Annotated in this window: 19 protein-coding genes; 5 read left to right on the top strand and 14 right to left on the bottom strand. The window is 40.2% G+C overall.

Annotation, left to right across the window (positions count from 1 at the left end; all coding sequences use genetic code 11):
- Window positions 1-17: 17 nt before the first annotated feature.
- Window positions 18-1,274 carry a glycoside hydrolase family 88 protein gene (locus BGP15_RS22220; RefSeq protein ID WP_286770773.1) on the top strand — a complete coding sequence of 419 codons (1,257 nt, stop codon included), beginning with the start codon at window positions 18-20 and terminating at the stop codon, window positions 1,272-1,274.
- A 68-nt stretch (window positions 1,275-1,342) separates the two neighbouring features.
- Here BGP15_RS22220 and BGP15_RS22215 read toward each other — a convergent pair whose 3' ends face one another.
- Together BGP15_RS22215 and BGP15_RS22210 are read right to left on the bottom strand one after the other, a co-directional pair.
- On the bottom strand, window positions 1,343-3,445 hold the full coding sequence (locus BGP15_RS22215) for a polysaccharide lyase 8 family protein (RefSeq protein WP_286770772.1): 2,103 nt from the start codon (window positions 3,443-3,445) through the stop codon (window positions 1,343-1,345).
- Window positions 3,446-3,466: 21 nt separating this feature from the next.
- The gene (locus tag BGP15_RS22210; RefSeq protein ID WP_286770771.1) at window positions 3,467-4,837 is read right to left on the bottom strand and encodes a sulfatase-like hydrolase/transferase; all 1,371 of its coding nucleotides are present in this window, start codon (window positions 4,835-4,837) and stop codon (window positions 3,467-3,469) included.
- Window positions 4,838-4,986: 149 nt separating this feature from the next.
- Here BGP15_RS22210 and BGP15_RS22205 point away from each other — a divergent pair, with 149 nt between their 5' ends.
- Window positions 4,987-5,634: a barstar family protein gene (locus BGP15_RS22205; RefSeq protein WP_286770770.1), complete on the top strand. Its 648-nt coding sequence runs from the start codon at window positions 4,987-4,989 to the stop codon at window positions 5,632-5,634.
- Window positions 5,635-5,650: 16 nt separating this feature from the next.
- Window positions 5,651-6,733, top strand: coding sequence for a Gfo/Idh/MocA family protein (locus tag BGP15_RS22200; protein WP_286770769.1), 1,083 nt, complete (start codon window positions 5,651-5,653; stop codon window positions 6,731-6,733).
- 110 nt (window positions 6,734-6,843) lie between these two features.
- Here BGP15_RS22200 and BGP15_RS22195 read toward each other — a convergent pair whose 3' ends face one another.
- The 5 genes from BGP15_RS22195 to BGP15_RS22175 form a co-directional block, all read right to left on the bottom strand.
- Entirely contained in the window at window positions 6,844-8,088 is a 1,245-nt protein-coding gene (locus tag BGP15_RS22195) for a YdcF family protein (protein WP_286770768.1), read from the bottom strand.
- A 17-nt stretch (window positions 8,089-8,105) separates the two neighbouring features.
- Entirely contained in the window at window positions 8,106-9,626 is a 1,521-nt protein-coding gene (locus BGP15_RS22190) for a RagB/SusD family nutrient uptake outer membrane protein (protein ID WP_286770767.1), read from the bottom strand.
- Between the two features lie 83 nt (window positions 9,627-9,709).
- A complete protein-coding gene (locus BGP15_RS22185) occupies window positions 9,710-12,961 on the bottom strand; it encodes a SusC/RagA family TonB-linked outer membrane protein (RefSeq protein ID WP_286770766.1) in 3,252 nt (1,083 codons plus the stop codon).
- A gap of 197 nt (window positions 12,962-13,158) precedes the next feature.
- A complete protein-coding gene (locus BGP15_RS22180; RefSeq protein WP_286770765.1) occupies window positions 13,159-13,824 on the bottom strand; it encodes a hypothetical protein in 666 nt (221 codons plus the stop codon).
- A gap of 12 nt (window positions 13,825-13,836) precedes the next feature.
- Window positions 13,837-14,967 carry a TlpA disulfide reductase family protein gene (locus tag BGP15_RS22175; RefSeq protein WP_286770764.1) on the bottom strand — a complete coding sequence of 377 codons (1,131 nt, stop codon included), beginning with the start codon at window positions 14,965-14,967 and terminating at the stop codon, window positions 13,837-13,839.
- Between the two features lie 276 nt (window positions 14,968-15,243).
- Here BGP15_RS22175 and BGP15_RS22170 point away from each other — a divergent pair, with 276 nt between their 5' ends.
- Complete coding sequence (locus BGP15_RS22170; protein ID WP_286770763.1) at window positions 15,244-15,594, top strand: helix-turn-helix domain-containing protein; 351 nt, start codon at window positions 15,244-15,246, stop codon at window positions 15,592-15,594.
- A 60-nt stretch (window positions 15,595-15,654) separates the two neighbouring features.
- Here BGP15_RS22170 and BGP15_RS22165 read toward each other — a convergent pair whose 3' ends face one another.
- The 7 genes from BGP15_RS22165 to BGP15_RS22135 all read right to left on the bottom strand — a co-directional run bounded on the left by BGP15_RS22165 (window position 15,655) and on the right by BGP15_RS22135 (window position 23,507).
- Window positions 15,655-15,966, bottom strand: a complete 312-nt coding sequence (locus BGP15_RS22165) for a hypothetical protein (protein WP_286770762.1) — start codon at window positions 15,964-15,966, stop codon at window positions 15,655-15,657.
- Window positions 15,967-16,090: 124 nt separating this feature from the next.
- Window positions 16,091-16,462 carry a hypothetical protein gene (locus BGP15_RS22160; protein WP_286770761.1) on the bottom strand — a complete coding sequence of 124 codons (372 nt, stop codon included), beginning with the start codon at window positions 16,460-16,462 and terminating at the stop codon, window positions 16,091-16,093.
- Between the two features lie 115 nt (window positions 16,463-16,577).
- Entirely contained in the window at window positions 16,578-17,333 is a 756-nt protein-coding gene (locus tag BGP15_RS22155) for a hypothetical protein (protein ID WP_286770760.1), read from the bottom strand.
- Window positions 17,334-17,339: 6 nt separating this feature from the next.
- Window positions 17,340-17,993: a hypothetical protein gene (locus BGP15_RS22150; RefSeq protein ID WP_286770759.1), complete on the bottom strand. Its 654-nt coding sequence runs from the start codon at window positions 17,991-17,993 to the stop codon at window positions 17,340-17,342.
- Window positions 17,977-18,252 (bottom strand): hypothetical protein, encoded by a 276-nt coding sequence (locus BGP15_RS22145; protein WP_286770758.1) that lies wholly within the window; start codon window positions 18,250-18,252, stop codon window positions 17,977-17,979. The genes BGP15_RS22150 and BGP15_RS22145 overlap by 17 nt, the downstream gene beginning before the upstream one ends.
- 18 nt (window positions 18,253-18,270) lie before the next feature.
- A complete protein-coding gene (locus BGP15_RS22140; protein WP_286770757.1) occupies window positions 18,271-21,768 on the bottom strand; it encodes a DEAD/DEAH box helicase in 3,498 nt (1,165 codons plus the stop codon).
- Window positions 21,765-23,507: a hypothetical protein gene (locus tag BGP15_RS22135; RefSeq protein WP_286770756.1), complete on the bottom strand. Its 1,743-nt coding sequence runs from the start codon at window positions 23,505-23,507 to the stop codon at window positions 21,765-21,767. Before BGP15_RS22135 ends, BGP15_RS22140 begins: the two co-directional genes overlap by 4 nt.
- A 574-nt stretch (window positions 23,508-24,081) precedes the next feature.
- On the opposite strand from BGP15_RS22135, the gene BGP15_RS22130 reads away from it, so the two are divergent.
- Entirely contained in the window at window positions 24,082-25,152 is a 1,071-nt protein-coding gene (locus BGP15_RS22130) for a S41 family peptidase (protein ID WP_286770755.1), read from the top strand.
- The last annotated feature ends 2 nt before the right edge of the window (window positions 25,153-25,154 follow it).

The raw sequence follows: 25,154 nt of genomic DNA, 5'->3' as shown, positions 1-25,154 counted from the left end.
TAAGAATATAAGCCGTTATGAAAAAAAGAAAACCTGGTCTAAAAGCGCTTTTTGTTATCGCTTCTAGTCTGATCGCATTGAGCTTTACGGATCAAAAACCAAGCTTTATTGACACAAGTTTTAAAGCAGCAGAAAAGCAATATCAGTTCTTGGAACAAGCAGCAGAAAAGCAGCACAAGTTCCCGCGTACATTGAGCCCTTCGGGACAATTGGTAGGCACAGACGAATGGGATTGGACCGGCGGTTTCTTCTCAGGATCACTGTGGTATATCTACAACCACACCCATAACAAAGACACCGAAGCTGCTGCGATCAAATGGACGGAGGCGCTTGAAAAAGCCAAAGACCTTGATCAACATCATGATATTGGTTTTGTGATGTATTGTTCCTATGGCAATGCCATCAAATACCTCAACGATCCCAAAAAGGTTGCCGCTTACAAGGATATCCTCATCCATTCCGCCAATACTGCGCTCAAGCGTTATAATCCGCAGGTGGGCGTCATCAAATCATGGAACGAAAAAAAATCTTGGGACGGCAAGACCCTATGGAAATATCCAGTCATTATCGACAACATGATGAACCTGGAAATGCTGTGTTATGTGTCCGACTTGACGGGAGATGCCAAGTACAAGGATGTGGCCATCAGTCATGCCACCCAAACCATGAAAAACCATTTTCGTAAAGACTACAGTACTTACCATGTTGTCGATTACGATGGCAATGGCCATGCTATCCATCAACAGACCAACCAAGGCTATGCCGACAATTCAACCTGGGCACGCGGTCAAGCTTGGGCTATTTATGGATTTACCATGATGTACCGGGAGACCAAAAAACCAGAATTTCTTAAAACGGCAAAAGCGGCGGCAAAGTTTTACATGACCCATCCGAATCTGCCAAAAGATAAAATTCCGTATTGGGACTTTAATGCCGGAAAGCCAGGCTATAAATCGGATGCCGATTTTTCCTCCTTGAAATTGAATTTTGTGCCGCGTGACGCCTCAGCTGCAGCCATTGTTGCGTCTGCACTGATTGAACTCTCAACGTTGACCACGGGTACCGAAAGCAAATCCTATTTGACATTTGCTCAGGAAAGCCTTCAAACATTATCAGGAAGCACCTATTTTGCCAAATATACGACCAATGGTGGTTTCTTACTGCAACATAGCGTCGGAAGCTTACCCCATCATTCGGAAATCGATGTTCCGCTGACCTATGCAGATTATTATTATCTGGAAGGTTTGACACGGTTGGAACAACTCAAAAAATAAAAAATACCAAGGGGAGATATTTAACATCTTCCCTTGGTATTTTTATAAGCTTTCCAATTGTATTCGGATTATTTCTTCCCGATAGTGATTCGGTTGCTTACAGTACTTCCAGCGTACTCGCCCTGTGGAAGCGAAAGCTCCAACGATTGATTTACTCGAAGCTGTTTATTGACAAGCTGAACCTTCACTATTTTGGCTTTTTGCAGTGGGTCTGCTATATCAAGCTGAATCTTTTTAGGTTCCAGCAGGTTCAGTTGCATGATAGCAGGTTGATCGAGCTTAATAGACCAATCGCCAACTTGGTACGTTCCCGCATGATAACAAACCAGCTGTAGAATCCCGCTCCCTTTATGCTCCACGGCCTGTATATCCGGAGTATTCTGCCAAATTTTTATGCGCTGCATTACTTTTTTATCAACAGTTTTGGTGCCAGGCAAAACAATATAGGCATAGCTCGCATTGTTCGGAGCAACAGCATGATCAAACCAGAGCTTGAAGACCTTTCCATGTACAGCATCTTTGGAACGGGAACGGTTGATACGATACCAGGAGCCGACCTGATCCTTTGTTGTCAATCCAACGTTCATCGCTGTTGGAAAATAATACAGGACATTGTTATGGGTTATAAATTCGCCTTCTTTGACAATTCGCTGTACCGAATCAAGCGTCGACGTTTCCTTTCCATTCCAGACAACCGGGCCATTCAGCCAGGTTTGGTTTAAGGTTGTTACCACAGCTTCTGGCGCTGCACAATGAATTCCAGCTCCCAAACAAACAATTTCCCGATCGAAAAAGAACCAGGCTTTTTGAGCGGTAACCCCATCGTACTGTACCGACATGGCTGAGGCTCCCGTCTTATCGTTGTTTACCCCGCCTGCAAAGCTATTTGCGGCACGCGCGCCCCATTGTTCTTTCAGCTCTAAATCTCCCGGATAATCTCGTGTTGTCGTTCCCGGAATTTTATCCCATTCCCATACAGGCATAATATTATAATATTCCGGTCCAAACACCTGAATATTGGTCACGCCATCTGACATATTACGACCAAGAACATTTTCTCCATTTCCAGACTCCGATTTATTGGTGCGGCTACTGGCCAATCTAACATTAAAATGAAATTGCTTACGCAGATGAGTTGTGTAGTCACCTTTCCAGTAATGGCGGTGGGCCTCGATATTTTCGGCGTCAAAAGGCTGGACGCTATCTAGCTTTTCGAGCCCTGTATTCCAAACGGCATTTTTAGCTGGATCGATCAGCTTCATTTGCTGTAATATGGCTGTCTCCTGTGTCTTTTCCAAGATATTAGGGCGAGAGATCCCACGGCCATGTACATTAAAATCAATGTAGCGCGAACGTATAATTGGCAGATATGTTTCTGTGAGAAAACGCTCAAAAAGATCCAGTCTCTTTTGGTCAACAGCATAAGGCGTCTCACGCACATAAGCCATAACTTTTGAAATTCCTTTCAGGAACTCTTCCCCATAGCCTGCAATGTATAATTGAGGGCCATGTTGTAAGTAAGAGAAATCATATTGCAGTCCTTCCTTGCCATTCACAAGCTGTATCGGAAAAAGCAGCTGCTCCATAGCAGCAGCTAAAAGATTTTCATCTTCCAAGATCAATGCACGATAAAAATAGTGCATGGCAATATCACTTTTATTCGCTCCTGTTTTTGTGTAAGGATCACCACGCTTCATCAGCTCAACAAGTGGAGTCTCTAGTGTAGTAGGAATTTTTTCCTTTCCAAATTTCATCAGGATCAGACAAACACCGATGGCCTTTGGAGAAGCGATTTCGTTATGCCACCAATTCGAAGATTCAAAACGATTATTCGCCCAATATTGTGCCGCAAGCAGGATTTTATCGTAAAGTAATTTTTGCTGATAAGATGCACTTTGCGGAGACACATAGGCAACAATAAGTGTCCTTAATCGATCCAAATGTTCTCCCGGAGGCCAAAGCGATATTGACTTACTGCTGTAATCGATATCTGCCCAGGTACCGTCCGCACGCAGTTGATTACATAGGCTTCGTGTTTTATCTGCACCGGGCAATGGGCCACTTAATTCATCATCGTATATATGCTTTTTAATACGCACAAACGTATCGCTGTTCTGCGCCTTTGCCATAACCAAGGCAAAGGACAATAAAAATATAATTAGTCCTTTCATCTGTTTTTTAGTATGCATTATTTAGGGGTATTGGCGTTCAGCAGCACGTCCCACAACATCCAAACGGTGTTTCATCAGTTGATTTTGATCATTATCCAATACGGAGCTCAGCCATTTTGGATTCTCCATTCCCTTTTCCCATTCGGTCAGTTTTTGCAGCATCTTTTTCACACGCTCAGGATACTTCGTGGCCAGATTATACTGCTCACGAAGATCATTCTTGAGATTGAACAACAATATCGGATCATCTTTGACAACAATCAATTTCCACTCCTGGTGTCGTACAGCCCGTGCAATCCCCCGGCGCCAAAATAAATAATCATGCCCTTTTTTTTCTGCCGTATACGAAGTGAGCAAACTGATGCCATCGATTTGCTGCCCAGGGATTTTCTTACCTTTTATTGCGTCGATACTGGTGGGTAAAATATCCATACCCGATACCATGGCATCGGATGTTATCCCTTTCGGTAGCTTAGCCGGCCACTGCATGATAAGCGGAACCCGAATTCCACCTTCCCATTTTGACCCTTTTAAACCACGCAATTGTCCATTGTCTGCGCCATTATTTGTTGCCGCACCATTATCATTCATAAAAATGATTAAGGTGTTTTCATAAAGTCCTTCTTGCTTTAAATGGCTGACCAAACGCCCAATATTTTCATCCATATTGTCCAGCATCGCCAGATAAGCCCTTCGCAATGGATCGGTTACATTTTTATACTTTTCAATGGTCTTCAGTGGTGCTTCGACGGGTGTATGCACAGCATTGAATGCTAAATACATAAAAAAAGGCTGGCTTCTATACTGCTGAACATACGCAATTGCTTTATCAGTCAATGTTTCTGTCAAATAATGAATCGTATCTTCAGGGACTACACGTCGATCATCATAAAGAAGCTGCGTTGGCTTCACAGCACCATGGATTGGGAAGTAAGGCCGATCGCCACCAATAAAACCATAGAAGTGATCAAATCCACGTTTAAGCGGATTAAATTGTGGACCATCCCCCTGATGCCATTTGCCGATCGCCACTGTTTTATAGCCATTGTACTTCATGAAATCAGCAATGGTGGCTACCCGTGTATCCATTCCGATATCTTCCAGTGCAACACCTGCAGTTGGACGTTTTGAAATATTATGTTCAAAACCAAAGCGCTGCTGATAGCGACCAGAAAGTAAGCCCGCGCGAGAAGGAGCGCATACCGAAGCCGACGCATAAGCCGACTGAAAACGCACACCATTTTGTGCAAGTGCATCAATATTTGGGGTGTAGACCTCCTTACCGCCGTAACAACCAAAATCATCATAACCACCATCGTCGCTCAAAATGACAATAACGTTAGGATGTTGCTGCCCGAATACAGGAATCCCAAACCGAAAGAGTATATTCACAAGAGTTAATATACTATAGCAAATAAATCGGTAGAACATAACATTAGATTTATCCTTAAATGTATCGTTAAATGTATAGGATTTTTTGTTAAAAAACCGCAAACGATTTCGTTAGACTATTATCAGAAGATTAAAAATAAAGGTCAGTGATGAAAACAGATGAAAAAAAATTGGTCGGTACACTTGCGCATTTTTTGGTCAGTGATTCGGATAGCACTGCGTTAAGGTCATTTTTGTCTTCATTGACCTATCATCCCAGTACCATTAGAACCGAACTCGTTCAATTGTTAAACAAATGGCAAGATAAAGAGGATGACTTAATATTTCCTGCGAAGGATCTATGGACGGATTTTAAGCAACTTGTGGGGAGCAATCCCGATCTCGGCGTGGCTGTGGTTGATGGCTGTAACATTAACGATATTGCAAGTTTTTACGATGAAATTAATGCCGTCTACATGTCCAGCGAAAGCTGGAAGATAGGAAGCCTAGACGGTTTTGATGACCTGCTTTACGGTGGATTTGGGACCTTCAAAGACGCAGCTTCACATTGCATTGTTTGGAAGGATATTGCACATAGCAGGGCATCATTGGGTATCGAAACAACTTTGGCCTATTATCAGGGAAAGCTTGGCGCGCAATCACCATTCAATCAAACGCATTTTCAAAAGAAACTAGAGGAGCTAAAAGCTGGTCGTGGAGAAACCTATTTTGACATTGTTGCCGATATCATCCGATCGCACCGCAAAGTAACCTGGATTTACAAGGGGTATCCTCAGAACAAATCGGTATATTTATAATGACTAAACTTAACATATGAAGCATCTTATCCGCATCGTTTTCCTACTCCTATTCGTCCAGCAAATTGCACAGGCCAGTGAACGACTTGAAGTGGCTGTTGCGGGGCTCAACCATGACCACGTATTCTTGCTTTTAAATTTATATAAGGATAAAAAAGTCGATATTATCGGTATTGCTGAACCGAATGAAGCTTTATCAAATAAAATACGAACGCAGTATAATTTACCAGACGCAATCTTCTATCATGACTTGCCCAGTTTATTGAAACATGTTAAACCGGATGCAGTTCTTGCCTACAATCCAACCGATGAGCATATTCGCGTCGCAGAAACCTGTCTCCCGCTTAAGATCCCTGTCATGGTAGAGAAACCTCTTGCTACAACTCTTTCTGACGCAAAACGTATTGCATTTTTGTCCAAACAGTTCGAAACTCCATTTTTGGTCAATTACGAAACGACCTGGTATAAAAGCAATCAACAACTGAAACAACTGGTCGACAAGGATGAAATTGGAAAAATCACACGCATACTTGTAAAAGACGGGCATGAAGGACCAAAAGAAATCGGCTGTAGCAATTATTTCCTGGATTGGCTTACCGATCCGAAAAAAAACGGTGGTGGTGCAATCATGGACTTTGGCTGTTATGGCGCCAATTTAATGACCTGGCTCAAAAATGGTGAAAGACCAATTTCGGTAACGGCCTTTACACAACAGCTCAAGCCAGAGGTTTATCCCAAGGTAGACGACAACGCCACCATCATACTGAGCTACCGTGACGGCAGCACAGGCATTATTCAAGCTTCTTGGGCTTGGCCATACAGTGTTAAAGATCTGCAGGTATTTGGCACAAAAGCTCAGCTCTATGCCAAAAATGATAAAGAGCTTTTAAAATATAAACAACAGAATGATCCACCTACAAATGTACCAACTACGGTCCCCTATTTTGAGAACCATATTGCCTATCTGGAACAGGTCCTGAAAGATGCCATGGTGCCGGAAAATGATCTTGGATCGATCCACAATAATGTCACGGTAGTCGAAATCCTGGAAGCGGCAAAACGCTCGGCTAAAGAAGGGAAGTCCATTTTATTAAAATAAAAAAGGTCCGTAGCTTATACCGCTACGGACCTTTTTTATGCACTGCCATTAGGCAATAGACAAAGTCGATCTGCTCAGTGAATAGAGCAGCAGCTAGCCCAATTAGTCGGCTAAGGATCCAAGGGTTCATCTGGATCGATCGTATAGGCTTCTTCTTTTGCCTTAAACTCGATGATCACATCTGAAATTCGTTTACCCAATGTATAGGGAATATACCCCAATTCACGCATGCAACGATCGCCCATTTTTTCAACCGCATCGATATGCATTTTACTACTGTTAACAATAGCATACTTATCTTTCGGAAAACCGTAATTTAACAAGATACGCGCCGTATTACGCAAATTTGTGGTTGTATGTCTGGCATGTGGATCAATCAATATCGCCGCTTCAGGTACTCCCATGACCTCGATAAGATACTTTTTCATTTCTATTGCCTCAATGAAACGCGTCTTATAAGGATGTACTTTACCACCAGACAACACAATAAAAGGGGCCAATTTTTCAAAGTAACTTCGGGCTGCCATCCGCGCGCGCAACATGCCTCCCGGGCTAATTGGCTGTCCATACAGCTCGGGGCCCGCACCTAAGGTCAGCAATAGACTATAGGGAAAGCTTGCGAAGTCGGTCTTTTTGACCGCTTCGTAAGCTTTCTTGTTTTCGAGTTCAATCAGTGGCTCTAGTTGTGCCGCGTCCCATCGCTCATTAATTTCCAACAAGCGTACCGCAGTCATCATGGTCATAAAAAATGCCGTTTTAGGCGTCGGAATATCTTTGCGGATGTCTTGGCGTACATCGTCCAAAAGATGAAGGTAGGCCGCACGTTTTACATCGAAAGAGATCGAATCTATTTTGGGGTAATTGGGACTTTTACCACCCGCATAGACGTCCACGACATAATTCATTGCCTTTAAATCCTGTTTCAAGGCTTTCGTAAAATAGGCCTTTGCTGTTTCATGATGCAGCACACCATAGGTCATTGATGGAATAAGACTCGCCTGAACGAGCTGGTCCAATTTTTTGTTATGACCAAGTTGCTCCGCCAACTGCTCTGCCAACAGGTCGATTTCGTTATCCTGCCATTTGAAGGCATTCAAATAGCATGTGAGATCGGGACAACTGGCACTGTTGTTAAAACGTTCAAACCTTTTTTCCAATACTTGTGCAATCGGTTTGAAGCTGACGAACTCCTGTATAAGGGCAGGATCTTTTAAGAGCAAATAGGATGCATAATAATTCTTCTTGATCAGCCAATCCTGTGGACCATTAGGCATATTGTTTACCTGGCCTTTGGAAATATGCATACAGCATATTCCCAAGACAAGTAACAAGATTTTTCTGATATTCTTTAACATATCTATTCAATTGCAGATTAATATCCGGGGTTTTGATACATACGTGTCGGATCCAGCTTATATTCATCAAAAGGAATTGGGTAGTATCGATCTTTTGTCGAGATATTGGAGATTTTAGCATTTCCATAATCAGCCTGGCTCTTCGTTTTGAAATAAGTCACCAATTCTTGTGCATTGTAATTACGGATCAAATCAAACCAGCGTTGGTTTTCAAATGCCAGTTCCACACGGCGTTCATGCAATATAGCCTCTTTTAAAGTTGGATATTTACTGCGATAAGCCGTATTCAACATGGAAGTAGCATAGGAAGGTAATCCGGCACGTTCACGTACTTGATCCAAAAGCGCGATAGCTTCGGCATCCTTACCCAGGTGATACTTCGCCTCGGCCAACAACAGCATCACATCTGCGTAACGGATCAAGATCCAGTCATTTCCGCCCCAACCATTGGTACCTGCAGCGTCACTATTATCCCTAAACTTGGTTACAAACCAATCGTTAACCTGTGTATTTGCTGCAAACTTCACCGAGAAATCTTTTCGGATATCGCTTTGTTCGTAATCTTTGACCAGATCTAGTTTTGCCACTTCACCAGCACCTGTCGAGTTGTAGCGGGAGTTGATGGTTTCTCCCCGTGCTTGATAATTACGGGCAATACTTGAGCTATAGTTTTGGTCTCCCTGTTTATACTGAATCTGAAAAACTAGTTCTTTACAGCTATTCTTCTTGGTCACATCGAAAACATCCGCGTAGGGAATTTCGTTTAGCTTGCCAAAAGTTCGCATTTGGTAGGCCGCATTGAGGTACTGTTCTGCTTTCGCAAAATTCTCCGCATTACCTGATGTCTGCGTTGCACCTAACGTTAAGTATACTTGCCCCAAAATTGCATTGATGGCCGATTTAGATGCTCTGCCGATAACATAATCTTTCTGTGTATTGGGAAGATTGCTGGACAATGCCTCCGTCAGATCTTTAATGATCTGTTCGTACACAATCGACTCTTTCTGACGAAAAGCCAATTCATTTGCTTGCTCTTTACTGGTCACCTGTACGGTAGATAATGGAATATCTCCGAATTTACGTACCATATGGAAATATAATAATGCACGAACGAATTTCGCTTCCGCAATATAACGTCCTTTTAATTCTGTACTTGTAAAGGTCACATCGTCGACATGTGAAAGAACCACATTACAACGACTGATTGCCGCGTACATAGCCGACCAATGTGTCTTTAGATAGGTATTGCTGGGCAGCAACGAAAAGTCATTGAATTGGAAAGGTTCCCCGGCATTGGATTGGTTATCATTACGTCCTGAATTATCCGAACGTTCTTCGTTATATAATGTACTCGATTCCCCGATCGTGCTTCCCGAACGAAGTGATTGATAGAGGCCGTTGACAGCCAAAAGCACATCATTTTCCGACTTGAAGTAATCATCGATCGTGACGGCATTGGGGTTTTTCTGATTTAAAAAATCTTTGGTACATGAAGACAATGCCAACAAAACAAAGGGTAATATATATCTTTTTTTCATCCTGTTATTTTTTTATTTTTCATCAGCCTACGTAACTGCAAAGCGCAGTGCGTAGGACTATTTTTAGCTCCTTGATCCTGCAATTAGAACGTTACTTTTACACCAAGGTTATACGATCGCACCAATGGATAAAGTCCATAATCCACACCTGGAGTCAGGTTACCACGTTGATTATAATCCGGTTCCGGATTGTAACCTTTGTATTTAGAAATCGTAAATGGATTGTCCACTGTCGCGTAGACCCTTACTCCAGAAAGTGTTAACTTTTCTGCTAGGCTTTTGGGAAGATTGTACCCCAAAGCAATATTTGTCATACGCAGAAATGAACCGTCCTGCAGATAAAAATCAGAAAGACGTGTACTGTTACTTTGCGTACCGCCACGCGATGCACGGTATACTTTACCATTTCCCGGATTTTGAGCCGAACGGTAGCGTTGTGCGACATCCGCATATTGATTGCCGGAACCTTCCATATTATAGAGGTAATAATCATAGCCATCCAGCACTTTATTCCCTTGGGAGCCATTAAATGATGCGCGTAGATCAAATGCCTTATAGCGTGCATTGACGGCAAAGCCATAGGTGAAATTAGGATGCGGATTGCCGATCACACGTTTATCGGCATCATTGACGATACCATTGCCGTCAACATCTTCAAAATAAAGATCTCCAGGTTGTAGCGGAGTTGTTGAAGCAGCGGAAGGTGCGACAGTTTTATAGTTTTCCTCCGTGGCAACACCCAAAACTTTAAAGCCGTAGAACATACCAATCGGACTTCCTTCTTGTGTAATATGCGTTAAGTAGGAGCGTTCAGCACCATTCGTCAAGATGGTAGAAGCCCCACCGAGATCGAGCACTTTATTTCTGTTGACATTGATATTCCCACTGAATCCTAATTCAAATTCATTTTTGCGAATCAGTGTGGCATCAACCTGCACATCAAAACCTTTGTTCTGCACCTTCGAATTTGGCAGATTGGTCAAGATTGTTGTTGATCCGGATACAGCGGAGAGTGGCTGATTGAATAATAAATTGAAGGAACGGCTCAGGTAGAAGTTGGTCATAATGTTGAGTCGTCCTTTTAACAAACCGAGATCCACGCCAGCGTTGTATTGCGAGGTTGATTCCCAACCCAATTTTGGATCGAACAGATCACCTGCTGTATAGGAAGTCTCCACTTTATCGCCAAGAATAACTCCTGCTGGCGAGTTGATAACGGATAACGCGCGATAATCACCAATATTATTATTTCCACTACGTCCCCAGCTCGCTCTTAGTTTGACCGTTGACTGTTGTCCTAACCAATCCGTATAAAACTCCTCCTTGGAGAGGGTCCAACCACCTGAAACCGATGGGAAGGTTCCCCATTTGTTATTTGGCCCGAAACGTGATGATCCATCGGTACGAATGGAAGCTGAAAGGAAATATTTGGAATCAAAGCTATAGCTTACACGGCTAAAATATGACTGGAGCGTTGTCGTACGTTTGAACGTATCGTCTTTTAGCAATTGGAAATTAGAAGGATCGGCTCCTTTATCTGTAATTTCCCCAATTGCATTGTTATTAAAACCATTGGCTCTCACACCTTGATAATCGTAATCTGTTCGTTGAGCCGAATAGCCCAATAAAGCGGATACCTGATGTTTACCACCAAAAGTCTTGTTATAGTTTAACGTTGTTTCCAGCAATTTGTCCAATTCATTTTTTGTCTTGGCATCTGCATAGGCAGCAGAAATTGCCTGCGGTGAAAACGGCTTGTTGTTTCCATCGGATATACTTGTCGGACGGAAATAATCATACTTCTCGTCGTAAGTAGACAGTCCACCGTTTACTTTTAGATTTAGGCCATCCATAATAGAAAAATCTGCAAAGGCGTTGTATAGCCCTCTCTTTCCACGGCGGTTGTTTTTAATCTCAGTAACATAGGCCAGTGGGTTTTCAGGATTCTGGATACCGTAATTGTTCGCCGAAAGATCCGCCATCAGGTATTTGGCATAGGTTCCATCTTCGTTATAAACAGGGAGGGTAGGCAAATAAATTAATGCGGCCATTGATGGGCTTCTGTCGTAACGCCCAGTCGTCACCTCGTTGTTGTCATTATATGTAAATGAAACATTTGCGCCAACGGTCAATCTCTTGCTGACTTTGCTATCGATATTAGCGCGGAAATTAAAGACCTTTTGATCCGTCCCGAGCATGATCCCTTGTTGATTCTGATAAGATCCACTTAGGAAATAGCGATTTTTTTCGTTACCGCCATAGGTTGATAGATTATGACGTTGAAAAGGCGCATTACGGTATAAGGCATCCTGCCAATCCGTATCATATTTTGCTTTTTTTGCTGTACCAGATGCGAAGTCATAGTAGTCTTCAGGAATACTCACCGAGCCGGCATTTCCGACATTAGCAATACGCGTTTTATTATCATCAAAGCGTCTACTATCGCTCCAGGCAATCCCTTTCGTAGCCAAAAGGTCTTTATACGAATTGTTACGACCATCAATCAGGAGATCAATAAACTGTTCCGAATTTAAAACATCGATTTTCTTGGAAAGCTGACCGAAACCACCCAATACTTCGTAGTCCACATTACTCTTACCTTCCTTGCCACGCTTGGTTGTAATCAATACAACACCGCCAGCACCACGAGATCCATAGATCGCTGCAGAAGCGGCATCCTTTAACACATCGATAGACTCAATATCATTGGGGTTGATATTTAAATTGTTTCCTGCTGGATATCCATCAATAACGTACAATGGATCCGAACCAGCATTGATCGATCCCATTCCGCGGACGCGCATTTTGGTCCCATCGTATGGAGCGCCACTTGTCTGCATCACCTGTACACCTGCTACTTTACCAACCAATGCCTGGGATAATTTTGGTGCGCTCAGATTGAGTTCTTCCGCCTTAACGCTAGCGATTGCGCCAGTGACATCCGACTTTCTGATCCGCTGATAACCGATAGAGATGGTCACTTCTTCCAGTGTGTTTTCATCGGTCTTTAGAGAAAAGATCTGCCCATTGGATTGGCTGACAGCTTGCACGAGTCTGCTATATCCAATAAAGGAAATACTCAGGTTATCGCCCATTTCAGCTTCGATCTGGAAATTTCCTCTTTCGTCAGACTGAACAGATTTTTTACTTTTCAAATTTTGAACGGTTGCTCCTGCGACAGCATTTCCTTGGGTGTCGAGGACACGGCCTTTGACGATCCCCTGTGCATACGTAAATTGCGAGGTGGTTAGTGTGAGCGGTTTGGCTTGAACAGCGGTTGAGCTCGCTGCAATGGTACATAACAACCAAAAGACATTGTTGGCTTTAAATTTCATAAGTAGCGCATTTGATTTATGAGTACAAGATTACAAATGCTATATGAAGGCAGGGTCAATAAAACATTAACAGTTTTTAACTAAACCGGGTTAGCAAAGACGGGAGACTTAACAAAAAGGTAATACTAAAAAGGCGGCTGTGTACTCAGCCGCCGTCCTTTTAACGGATTATAAAACTATATTTCTTTTCTAGGTAATTAGATCCCTGGCCCTAGATCGACAACACCCCCCTCCAAAGCGTTCACATCAGCAATAGAAACACCCAAAGGAGAAGTATAATCAATTAAAAATTTTCCTTTTATCAAACTCAATCCATCAGAACTTCCATCTGTTCTTGTAATATAATCGCCAATACTGAGGGTAACCCCCTTCTCTAATTCTTTGAAATATTTTACAATATCAAATTTTAGAACAAATCCGTTTACAGCTGTTCCAAATACGGCAACAAATTTATGATCAGATACCTCAAATGATAAAAGATTTGCATTGGAGGTAACTGATCCAAAATAAGGAAACCAAGGGGTATAATCACCAAATTCATACCTATTAGTTGGATATGCAAACGTAGATCCAAAATTCAATCCCCCTGCAAAAAGACTAGTATATGATCCATTTACATAAGTGATCGGATAAGTTGTCAAAGTACCGCTTTCCATTCCAGGTAATTTTGCATTCTTTTTAGGCAAAGGAATCAAAGATTGTTCTTCGGCATTTTCTAAAATGGAAGCTTCCTTTGAACAGGAGACTATGGCAGTTGATAAACAGAATAAACTGATAATAGTCATAAAGCGAAAATTAAAATAGTTATTATTTTCATATTCTTTAACAATGACCATCCTATTTCGAATAGATTTATTTCTCATAATTTAAACAACTTAATCTGTGATATATTTCGACAATTGAAGCTCCAAATCTTCACCGCGAAGGTTTTTGGCAATAATTTTTCCATTGGGATCGATCAGAAAATTTTGAGGAATCGATCGGATATTATAAAGCTTAGCGACCTGGTTATCCCAAAAATTAAGATCCGAAACCTGATCCCACTCTAATTTATCATCTGCAATAGCTTTCAGCCAGTTGTTCTTTTTGCCAGGTTGATCTAAAGACACGCCGAGTACGGTAAATTTTTTGTTTTTTAGGGCATGATAAGCTTTTACGACATTGGGATTTTCCTGACGGCAGGGGCCACACCAACTTGCCCAGAAATCCAATAATACATATTTACCCCGATAATCGGCAAGGGAGATATTTTTCCCATCTGGGTTAGCCTGGGTAAAAGCCGGAGCAATCTGTCCGATTGATGTCGCCTTGGTTTGATCAATCTGTAGTGCAAAAGCTTTTCCTTTTTCCGAATGACGTATTTCCGGACTGAGCTGTTTGAAATATCGATCGAGGTCCTCGGCTTCGGGAGCATAGCCAACAACTTCTGCAATCCGGTCTAAGCTGACGAAAGAATTGGGATTCTCTGAGATAAAGGTTTCCAGGATTTTTTTATTCTCAAGCTGATAGTTCTCACTGAGCTGTTCAATTTCCTTTTTGAATTCTGGGGAATTTCGTTGCTCCTGGCTCGCCGAAAAATATGTTGTATTCAACGCATCACGCAAAGGAGCAATTTGTTCCAGCCGTTTCTTCAATTGGCTAAGCTCCTTATTTGTATTCCCCCCCTGGACCAATGGATTTTTTAATGAATCGGTGGACTGAACCTTGATCGCTGTGTTTTCAAGATAAAGTGTTAGATTTTTTGAACGTTGAGCCAGGGCAAGTGTCTTACCTACCGCTAGGCTGGCTACTGTCGGATCAGCAATCGTATAATTGAATTGAAATGTTCCATTTGAACCAATGTTGACGGAATCGACGATACGTTGTGTACCATTCCGATAGCTCAGAAAAGCTTTATCCTGCGCGGTATAGCCAGTCACTTGACCGTTTAACAGGGCAGTTTTATGCTGCGCCATAATCGCTGTAGAGAAAGTGAGCGATGCAATCAATGTAAATACTTTAGTCATATGTTTATTATTTTTACAAAAACTACTAAATCAGTAGACTATTCAAAAATAAGTGGTTTAACTATTCATTTCCAACAGTTAGGTAGAAAATGTTCCTATATTAAATGTCGTTATGAAGATTTAATACGCCTTACGAAGAAGATTTTACGAGGAGGATAGCAGTGGTTTTTAAATAACTGAAAATAAAGACTACTACACAAGTAGATTATGTTTTCAAAATACTTATCTTTGGTTATACCAAACCCTGTATTCACATTAATTTGCATTCTATTAACCATGAGCAATGTTACATCACAAGAAATTATCAAAGCCGTTAAAGAGCGTAGGAAATATCTCAAGATTTCCCAACGGGCAATGGCTGAACAATTATATATATCATTAAAAGCTTATCAGAATCTTGAGATCGGAACAACGAAGATAGACATTGAGCGTTTACGGCAAATTGCGGATATATTACAAACGGATATAAATAGTTTGATCAATTCTTCGACAGCTCAGTTAAAGCAAGAAAAATTGCCCTTAGCAAAGGACAAGCAGCTTTTACGCGACAAAGAAAGTTATATTTCTTATTTAGAGGAGAGTTTACAGTTTTACAGAAATCTCATTAAAGAGAATAATTTATTATAGTCAAGGAGCCCGAAATTAGCGAATGTATTCTTGGCGTTCTTTGTGAAATTTATAAAATGTTTAGCGCTTTCTTATGATGACGCGATATATCCAGAAGATCATCAGAGCCAGTGTTGCAGAAAAAAGAATATTGCCGATCAATTTTAGAGGTTCAAATTCGTGGTATCCGACCTGCTCATTAAGATCCAGGCTATAGCCACTTCCTTTCCGAAAGAATATCCAGGGAAATCCTACAGTTAAATTGCCGTCGACGTCCAGGTCATTATGATAGAAACAAACTGTCAAAATCGCAAAAACACCAATAGCACCAACAAAAACTTTGACTAATGCTGGAACTATTGATGTTTTTCTTTGTTCGGGTTTTTCGTGCATGTTTAAATATAGCGATTCATTTTGATTGCATGTTATAATCACTATAGGTACCTTGCCAGTGACTAGCTAGGTCTACACATTTTGATCGTCGTATTTTACAAAGTTGATCAAACTTAACATAGCGTTATGCTGTATCCTTCCCTTCATCTCCTTTCATAATACTATGAATGCGATCCTCCAAAACTTTTTTGTGCCAAGCATCCAATAGCGTTCTTGTTTTTCCAATAAGGTCACCCTCATTCGCCTCGATTATTTTAACCCACTCTTCTGCAAATTCTCCATATTCCACAATACTATTTTCAGACTGTGTATATTGGATCAAATACTCCATCGCAAATACATTAGCCCAACGATCGGGTTGTATTGGATCACACATATACTCTGCAATGTCAATTTTATCAATAAATTCCTGTACAACTTCTTCCGGTGTGAAATTGAACAGGTCGCAAAATTGTTTAAATGCTGTCGTTAATTTAATATTTTCCAATGTTTTCATATTTTATTAATTTAAAAAGTCATCAATTGATTCATCGAAATTGTATCTATCTAACCGTTTTAATACAAGTCCAACTTTATAAAAAGACAAGTAGCTTTCCAAAATTCATTTATAGCTAAAACTCCTCATCTCTGGTTTCCAAAATACGATCGAGCCAGGCCTCATAAAGTGCTATTCTTTTATCGAGGTCGCGATAAAAAAAATAGCGTTTATTGAGTTCCTGTAAATCCATGATAAATCGTTTAAAAAAAGGCGTATGACGATATTCCCAATCAATAAGATCTCCATAACCATCATGGACACGATGAATAAGTCCCAAAACTGGATTATAAGTAGCTTTATCCAAGTGCATTGCTGCTAAAAAGTCAGCTGTAGATACCTGTAGCATCATGGTATTAATGTAATGCGATGGATGAACAGCATTCATCATGCAAGTCAGCAGAAAATCCTTACTCAATTTAAAGGATGTGTTTTCGTCTAAATAGATGCGGTCTTTAAGCCGCACTTTTGTAGCAAAAAGGTCATAGATCTGGGCAGTAATAATTCGGCCTTTATTTCTGCGTTCGCCAGTGCTATAATTTCTATTGATTGCCAATTTTACCTGACGTTGCAATAATTTCACCCCTTTGTCCCTTTCATTCTTTCTGAATTCAATTGTTAAAGGATTATCGCCTTTAGGAATTTTATCGTTGATAAAACGTACGGCTCTCGTCGCAATATTATAGCTTGAATTATCTTTAAAATTTTGATCTATAAAAGAATAATGATCCAAAAACAATTGAATAAAAGCTGGCACAGCGATGCCAAAAAGCTCGCATATTAAGCGAAAATTTCGTGGTACCTCTAAAGGTACTCCAGTAAGATCTTCCATATTTTTTTATTTATGTTCAATATAGCGGAAGCCAAAACTTTTGGCTTTAGTTTTCCGCAGCGGCGCACTCCCTTTCTTTCCTGCGAACACCCCAAGCTCCTGCATCAAGCTTTTCACGCGAATATTTTCTTCAAGATATTTCTCAACATAGCGCCAAAGTTCAAGCGGTGTTCTATACTTCTTAAAATAATTCATCTCGAGGAGCTTATCCAAAAGCACCTCCACAGCCATCCGCTCGCATACATCCTGTTCAGCTTGTGCTTTATCTTCGGCGTTGATCTCTTCCATTAATTGAAAAAAGGTGATGGTTTCTACGGCATTGATAAAATATTCCATTTGGTAGTGGCGGATCCCTTTTCCCTCCCAAATCGTGAACTCAAACCGATAGCTGGTTTTATTATCAAATTTACTGATATCCACTTTCCTGCGGTTGAACACCCAATTAAGATGGACCATAACTTCAAGATTTCCGGCTGGGATTTTAAGTTCTTCCATTTCCTTAACATAGGTTTCCTCTTGTCCCATCAAGAAAGCCATTTCTTCACGGGTAAAACCGAAGCTGATCCGATTTAATAGCAAGAGATAAATAATACCCGCATAGTACATGGAAAATTCTGCGTGAAATCTCTCTTTTCCAGTATCATCAATTAAATTTTGCATGCCCCTCCTTTCTATCAACCGGATAAAAAGAATATCTTCCTTCCAAATTTCTAACGACCAGTTTATTTTGCTGCATGAGCCCATACAGCACATTTTTCAAGTGTCTTGGATAAATCCGAAGCCGAGCAAGTAAAAACAAAACTTCCACTTGCCTCCATTCTTGTTGGATACGCCGCTTAAGATAGGTGTACCAAAGCTGAAAATCGTACGAATACATCATTCCCGAATAGGAAGTTTTTATAATAGATTCTGTTTTCATAATTTATTTTGTAATTGGTTATTCAAATAATTTAAGCAGCTCTTCTTTACTGATCGATTTCATCAGATTCGTTTCATCTAAAATAAGTCCTTCGGATATTCGTTTTTTACTTTCTTGGAGTGCTAAGATGTACTCCTCAACGGAATCCCGACAAACAATCTTGTAAGCCATGACATGCTTGTCCTGACCAATGCGGTAGCACCGATCTATTGCCTGTGCTTCGGCAGCGGGATTCCACCAGGGATCCAAAATATAAACATAATCAGCTGCGGTCAGATTCAAGCCTGTTCCTCCGGCTTTGAGGCTGATTAAAAACACACGGCATCCGTTCTCGTTCTGAAATCTTTCGACCGCATTTTGCCGCTGATCCTGATTCATTTTACCATCAAGATAGGCATACGCTATACCCTTATTTTCGATTCGTTGTGCCACGAGCTTTAGCATGGACGTATACGCCGAAAAGAGAAGAATCTTATGATTCGGAGCTACTTCATCCATGATCTCATCAATAAAATCCAATTTGATCGAATCATGACCGAAGCCACCATCTTTCATCAGCATGGGCGAATTGCACAGCTGTCGTAGTTTTTGCAGCGCCTCTATCGCCAAAAATTTGGATTTTGTGGAATCGGCACTATTCAGATTACTTTCAATCTCCCCCTTGAATATTTTTCTAGCCTTATCGTATATCTTTCTTTGCTCCGGAAGCATATCCATATACAGAATTGTTTCGGTCTTTTCAGGAAGATCCAAAGCAACTTGTTTTTTTGTACGCCGAAGGATAAAAGGTTGAATCATCTTTTGGAGGCTACTAGTCGTTTCCTGCGTTGTATCTTCTCCCTTAATTCCTTTATAGGTTTTGTTGAAACTGCCGTAATTACCAAAAAATCCCGGGTTGACTATACTCATTTGCGCGTATATATCCTCCACTCCATTTTCGATAGGTGTTCCCGTCATCGCTACGCGGTAATCGGCCTTAACCATTGACAGCGTCTCAAAACGCTTCGAATTCCGGTTCTTGACAGCTTGGGATTCGTCCATAATGAGATAACTAAAGTCCAAACTAGTCAGATATTCCGCATCAGTTAATATCGTTCCATATGTCGTAAGAATTACCATACCTTCTGCTTTAAAAATAAAGCCTTCCCGCAGTTTACCATGATAAATTCCTATATTTCGGTGGGGAGCGAACTTTTTGTATTCGTTTTCCCAATTAAACAAAAGGGAGTTAGGAACAACGATTAAAGTAGATTTCCCCATAGGATGCAATTGGTAAAAGTATTCGAGCAATGTTATAATCTGCAGTGTTTTTCCTAAACCCATATCATCAGCTAATAGACCTCCCCACTGAAATTCATTTAAAAAAGCGAGCCAGCTGAAACCTACCTGTTGATAAGGACGTAATTGAGCTCTTAAGCCTTTAGGTATCTCCAAAAGAGGGATCTGATCCAATGCAGCAAGTTTTTCACGACGCTCCCGGATACTATCCTGAATAATCCTTTTATCTATTTTATCCAACACTTTCTGCATAGAAACAAGTTGAATTGTATTTAAAACAAAACAATCCTCTTCCCTTCTTCCACCTAAAAACAGTGGCCTATAGATTTCTCGATCAGCGCTACGTATCACGCCAAAAGTTCCTTCCCCAACGGTAAAAACTTTATCTGCTCCCATGATTAAATCCTCAAATTCATCCATTGAAACGGTGTGTCGTCCGAATTTTGGCCCGAGGAGAATCGAACAGTGATTATTTTCCATACGAACGTTACGCACAGTGCAGTTTAGGGGAAAAGGATAGTATGCACTGCCTTGCTTAAGATGGTCAATTTCTACGGCAATTTCGTTGAGTAAACAGCTGTCCATAAAATCATAGAGCCAGACAGTGTTTTCAATTTCTTTTAAAGGAATCAACCAATTATTTTCTAATGTAGTTTGATTAAGGATCGAATGCTGCGTCTTAAAAAATTTCTGAAAATCATCTTCTTTGAACTTATCTCGTTCAAAATAGGTCAATCGATTCTGTCTCTCCTGTACAATCAAATTGCTCCTGGAATTCAACGAAAACCTACCCTCTTTGTCGTATTCGACAAAAGCTTCTAAGCAAAGAAATTGGCCAATTACAGAAATAGTAGCGATTTTTTTAAAAGGTTTGAAGACTTGCGGAATTTTCATGTTTTCACCCAGCCTATTCAACATGACAAGCTCTGCTATTTTTGACAGAGGTATCAGATAATCGTTCAAGAAAGCATGAAAATCCTCTTTAAAAACAGTCAATCTATATTTCCATTGCCTAAATTTTTGCAATACCGCAGCCTGGATCAGATTATCAATAAACAAAATTTCCCCATTCGAGACTTTCAGAAAAAAACAATTTTCATCTCCTAAAAACTCAGGACAATCTATTAGCTGATTGCTGTAATAAAGGCAAACTCGCATTTTCAAATATTGATCCTGATCATCAATTTCGACTTTGAAGTGCAAATTCCCCTGTGCTTTAGTTAACGTAAAAACATCTAGCACTCTCGAATTTTTCAAATTAATCTGTTGTGCGAATCGATAGCGTCTAAATGTTTCGACAAAACGCAATTTAATTGGAAAAGGCGGATTTTCCAGTAAATCACGCCATACCTGTATAATTTCCCATTGTTTCCGCTCGAAGTAATTGATATCTTCGCTGACCAGATCCTTCTTCTCTTCCCGAAGTATTTTGTCCTCATTAAGGAGGGCTGCAAATCGACGACTGAACAATTCCAGATATTGATCATAAGAATTTAAAGACAACTTCAAGTTACTTTCATCCAATAGATAAGAGTACGAAAGGGAACGAGAGCGTTTAAATTTATAATGAAATGGAAAAAAAACTGGCAGACCAAAAGCAGAAAAATTCGTCGTAACAAAGAAATACACTTCATCATTCTGCTTTAGATCAAGATATCCTTCCAATCTACGTACAGGCAGACGAAGACCACTTTCATAATCATTTGGCGCTAAATGATAAAATCGCCCATATTCATTATTCATTTCTACTGTTAATTCAGCATAAGAATAATTGTCACAAACCTTAAATGGGACTATTTTTTTCTTCCATACCGGCAAATTATTCATTTCAGTCTGATATAGGCCTTTTAAATAATTGGGATGACTATCCTGTAATTTATTCGATAACAGGATTGCTTCGTGCTCACAAAGCCCTACTAAATCGGCGCTACAAGAACAATTAATACTTAGGTATTCCGCAGTCAGCTCGATTTTAACAGTAATTCCTGATTTATTTTTTAGCCTAAGTTCGTATTTCGGCGGATACGGTCGAACTTGAAGAACAATATCATCTCGTTCTACAAATGGAATCTCATCATCAGCATAATATTTGGTCAGGTAACGCGGAGTCATTCGCCCTATAAATCCATCTTCCCAAGGAATTATAAGAGGCTCACTAGAATTTCTTTTTGGAAGTATTTTTTCTACAGAACGGATTTTAGCATCCTTCGCAATGCAGTTAAAGCCAATTCCCATCATATTATCTCGTTTAATTTAACCTCCGATTTCAACTCCATATACCGTATGCTCTGATCGCAGAGATCGACAAAGAAATCCGTAATTTCTTTCGCTTTTGACCTAAAATAGTCCATATCAAGCTGAGCCAATGGTGAAGGAAGCTCATAGACCCGCCCTTTCATTTGTTTTAACAGCTCTGCATTCAATATTTCCTCCACTTCACTTCTTGCTGTATAAAATTCTTTCACCTTTTTATCACAGATACAGGTCCAGTCCACCAGATCCGCTATAGTCACATTCATTGGGGCATAACCGATCCGTAGGTAGAGATAACTGCATAGTCCAATTGATGTCAATTGATTTAAAAATAATACAGCTAATTGTGGACTAGTAAGTCCTTCAAAGGCAAATACACCTAGCAGATCCTGCATGAGTTTTGAATTGCGTGTCCATGAAATGGATGTCTTAAATAACGTATCATGCCAATTGACCGGAGAAACGGAATAGGTGGGTTTATAACGCGGATGGCGATAGAGAACAACAGATTCATTCCAAATGGTATGGGAGAAACGGCTACCCAGTTCCAGTTTTGTTGCCAGGAAATCTGTACTCATAAAAGCTACAATTGCAGTAACTCCACCATAAACGATTTTTCGAAAATGACAGTGACCTATTTTCTTTTTTATTACTGCAAGGTAGATTTCTGCCTTTTCATTTTCCACCACAGGAAAATGAAAAAGTCCTTTCCCATACGCATCGCTGACGTAATAATTGAGCAGCATCATTTGTTCGGGATTATTCTCCTGACGAATTTGAGCCAGCACATGAAGTATATCTGTCTCATACCGCTCCGGCCAAGGAAATACATGAAACTGCGAGGCCGTAGCATTCGATAATGTAGTCTCCTTCGCCACCAGATTACCTACTGCAACTTCGACGTTTTTATTTACGACTTTTTGTTCCTCTTTTGCCAACAATTTTTCATAGCCCGTTTTAAGGCCTTCCATAAAACTCAAGTACAGCTGTTCAATCGTATGAAGAACAAACTTGCAATGCTCATAAAGCCAGGAGGCATCAAAGGCGGAGATTTCGAGATCCTTGTTTTGTTTCACCGCATCAAAGGCACTGTCCAATAATCTAAAACGCTTCTTTTCTTCCTCATCCTTTCCGACAAGAGATTCCCTTAACAGCGAAAAATGTTCATTGAGACTTTTAATTCTGTTATTAACATGATGTACATTATTGGCTTTTCCGTCAATCATTAGCTGTAAAAAACGCAAGTGGTTTTCCATACTTTGATGTAACATAAATACAGCCCTTTGATAGTTGCCTTGTTGGCCAAATGTTTCAGCCCCCCGTAGAAAGCCCGCTGAAATAGGCAAGAGCTTCCGGTAATATTCATCAGCTATTTCTAGAACACTTTTTAGTTCTTTCGCCTGAAGAGGTGGGTTCTTTTTGTTACTAGCCTGATGAACGGTATTTTCAGGTAGAGAGGCATAGGAATAATACAGGCTGCCCACTTTGACTTTACTGAGCATTTCAGCAATCGGTACCAGCTCAAAGGAAATATTCTGCTGGTCCATTAAACATAATTCCACAATAGGTTTTAATACCTTCGGTGAAAGCCCGCTCACATGCTTCAGCGCAAGAAGCAAATGATAATGCTCCTGACCGAGAAACTGATACTTAAAAAGATAAACACGATCGAGATCCATACGCTGAGAAAGCCGATCGATAATTAATTGGCTATTAATTTCCATACTAAATGATTTAAGATTAAAAATTTGGCACAATAAATTATCTCAACAGATCAGACTGTTACAGATCATTATTGCAAATAATCAATACTTTATTGTAAAAAGACAGTATCACAACCAAGGAGACTAAAGAGGGATCGACACATTACTACATATAGACGTTCGCCCCTTGGCTTTTCAGGAAATACCAGCATTTAAATCAACATGTATTCAAATCATTCATATAGCGAAAAAGTATTTTATCGTCGCTGGCAATATAGACAGAGAAAACACTTTGTTTCCCATTAAAAGAAAAACAAAATAGAATACATAAATATAGTTTATATATACAAATATATAAATAAACAAAATAAAATCAAAATATTATTTATCATTAAAGTTTTAAATAAAGGATACCGGCCTGTATTTAGACAGATGACCATTTATTTCCAGCTTTTACATATTATAAATATATGCTACGAATTGTAAACAACTCACGAATCAATTATATATTTCTATTATTTTTAAGCTGTTCAATTTTTAAGCTATCAGAAAATACGCTATTTCTTAAATTGCATTAATTTTAACAACCATATCCATGACCAATACCAAATTATTCCTCATCTTTTGTCTTGTTTTCTTTGTTCGACCAATTTATGGTCAAACCACCTGCAGCTGCTCACAGGCACTTAAGCAATTAATTGTAAAAATAGAGCGCGAGTACCCTGGTTTTCCAGAAAAAACCAAGCAGAATAAGGACCTGTATCAAGCTAAAAAAAATATATTGACGAAGAAAAGCTTGCTGGTTTCAAATGGGAGCTGTATGCGACTTTTGCAGGAATATCTTGACTTCTTCCATGATGAACACATTGTCTTAGATGATCTTTCCAAAAAGAAAAATGCTCCACAGACAAGTACCGAAACCCCAAAGGCAGAACCAGAAGAGGAAATAAGTTCAAAATCGATCAGTCCCGATATATTTTATATGAAGATCTCAAGCTTCGGGTACGAAAACATAGCCCCTTTCAAAGAGCTGATCGAAAAAAACAAAGAAAAGATCGAAAGCAGTAAAGGACTTATTATAGATGTACGAAACAATGGTGGTGGAACGGACGATGTATACCAGCCTCTATTGCCCTATATCTTAACTAACCCTATCCGGATTATGAGTGTTGAGTTTTTTGCGACACATACCTTAGTCAATGGGTTGCGCGATTATGCCATCAAGCATATTAAGCAGGATTCTCTCAATGAAGTAAAAAGAATTGACGAAGATCTTCGGGAATACAGGGAGAATATCGGAAAATTTGTACTGTATGGTGACAAGAAGGTGATCATAGATACGATTGTCATTAATAAAAAGAGTCCGCAACAGGTCATTATCCTAGTCAATAGAAATGTAGCCAGTTCAGCGGAGAATTTTTTATTCAGTTCCCGCCAGAGCAAAAAAGTAAAAATCATGGGAATCCCGAGTATGGGTGCCCTTGACTACGGCTCAATACGTGAGTTCAAATTTGGTTGCGACAACTACCAACTCCTTTTGCCAACCTACCGATCTACTCGACTACCACAATATCCAATTGATAATATAGGTATACAGCCAGACATCTATTTGGATGAGTCCATTTCAGACTGGATCGATTTTGCGGTGCGTTACATCAATGAATAATC

Origin of the sequence: Sphingobacterium sp. 40-24, from assembly GCF_001899705.1 — a bacterium.
In the GTDB taxonomy this organism is placed as follows: domain Bacteria; phylum Bacteroidota; class Bacteroidia; order Sphingobacteriales; family Sphingobacteriaceae; genus Sphingobacterium; species Sphingobacterium multivorum.
Note: the sequence above shows the minus strand (reverse complement) of the source record. Positions and strands in the feature narration are given on the sequence as shown.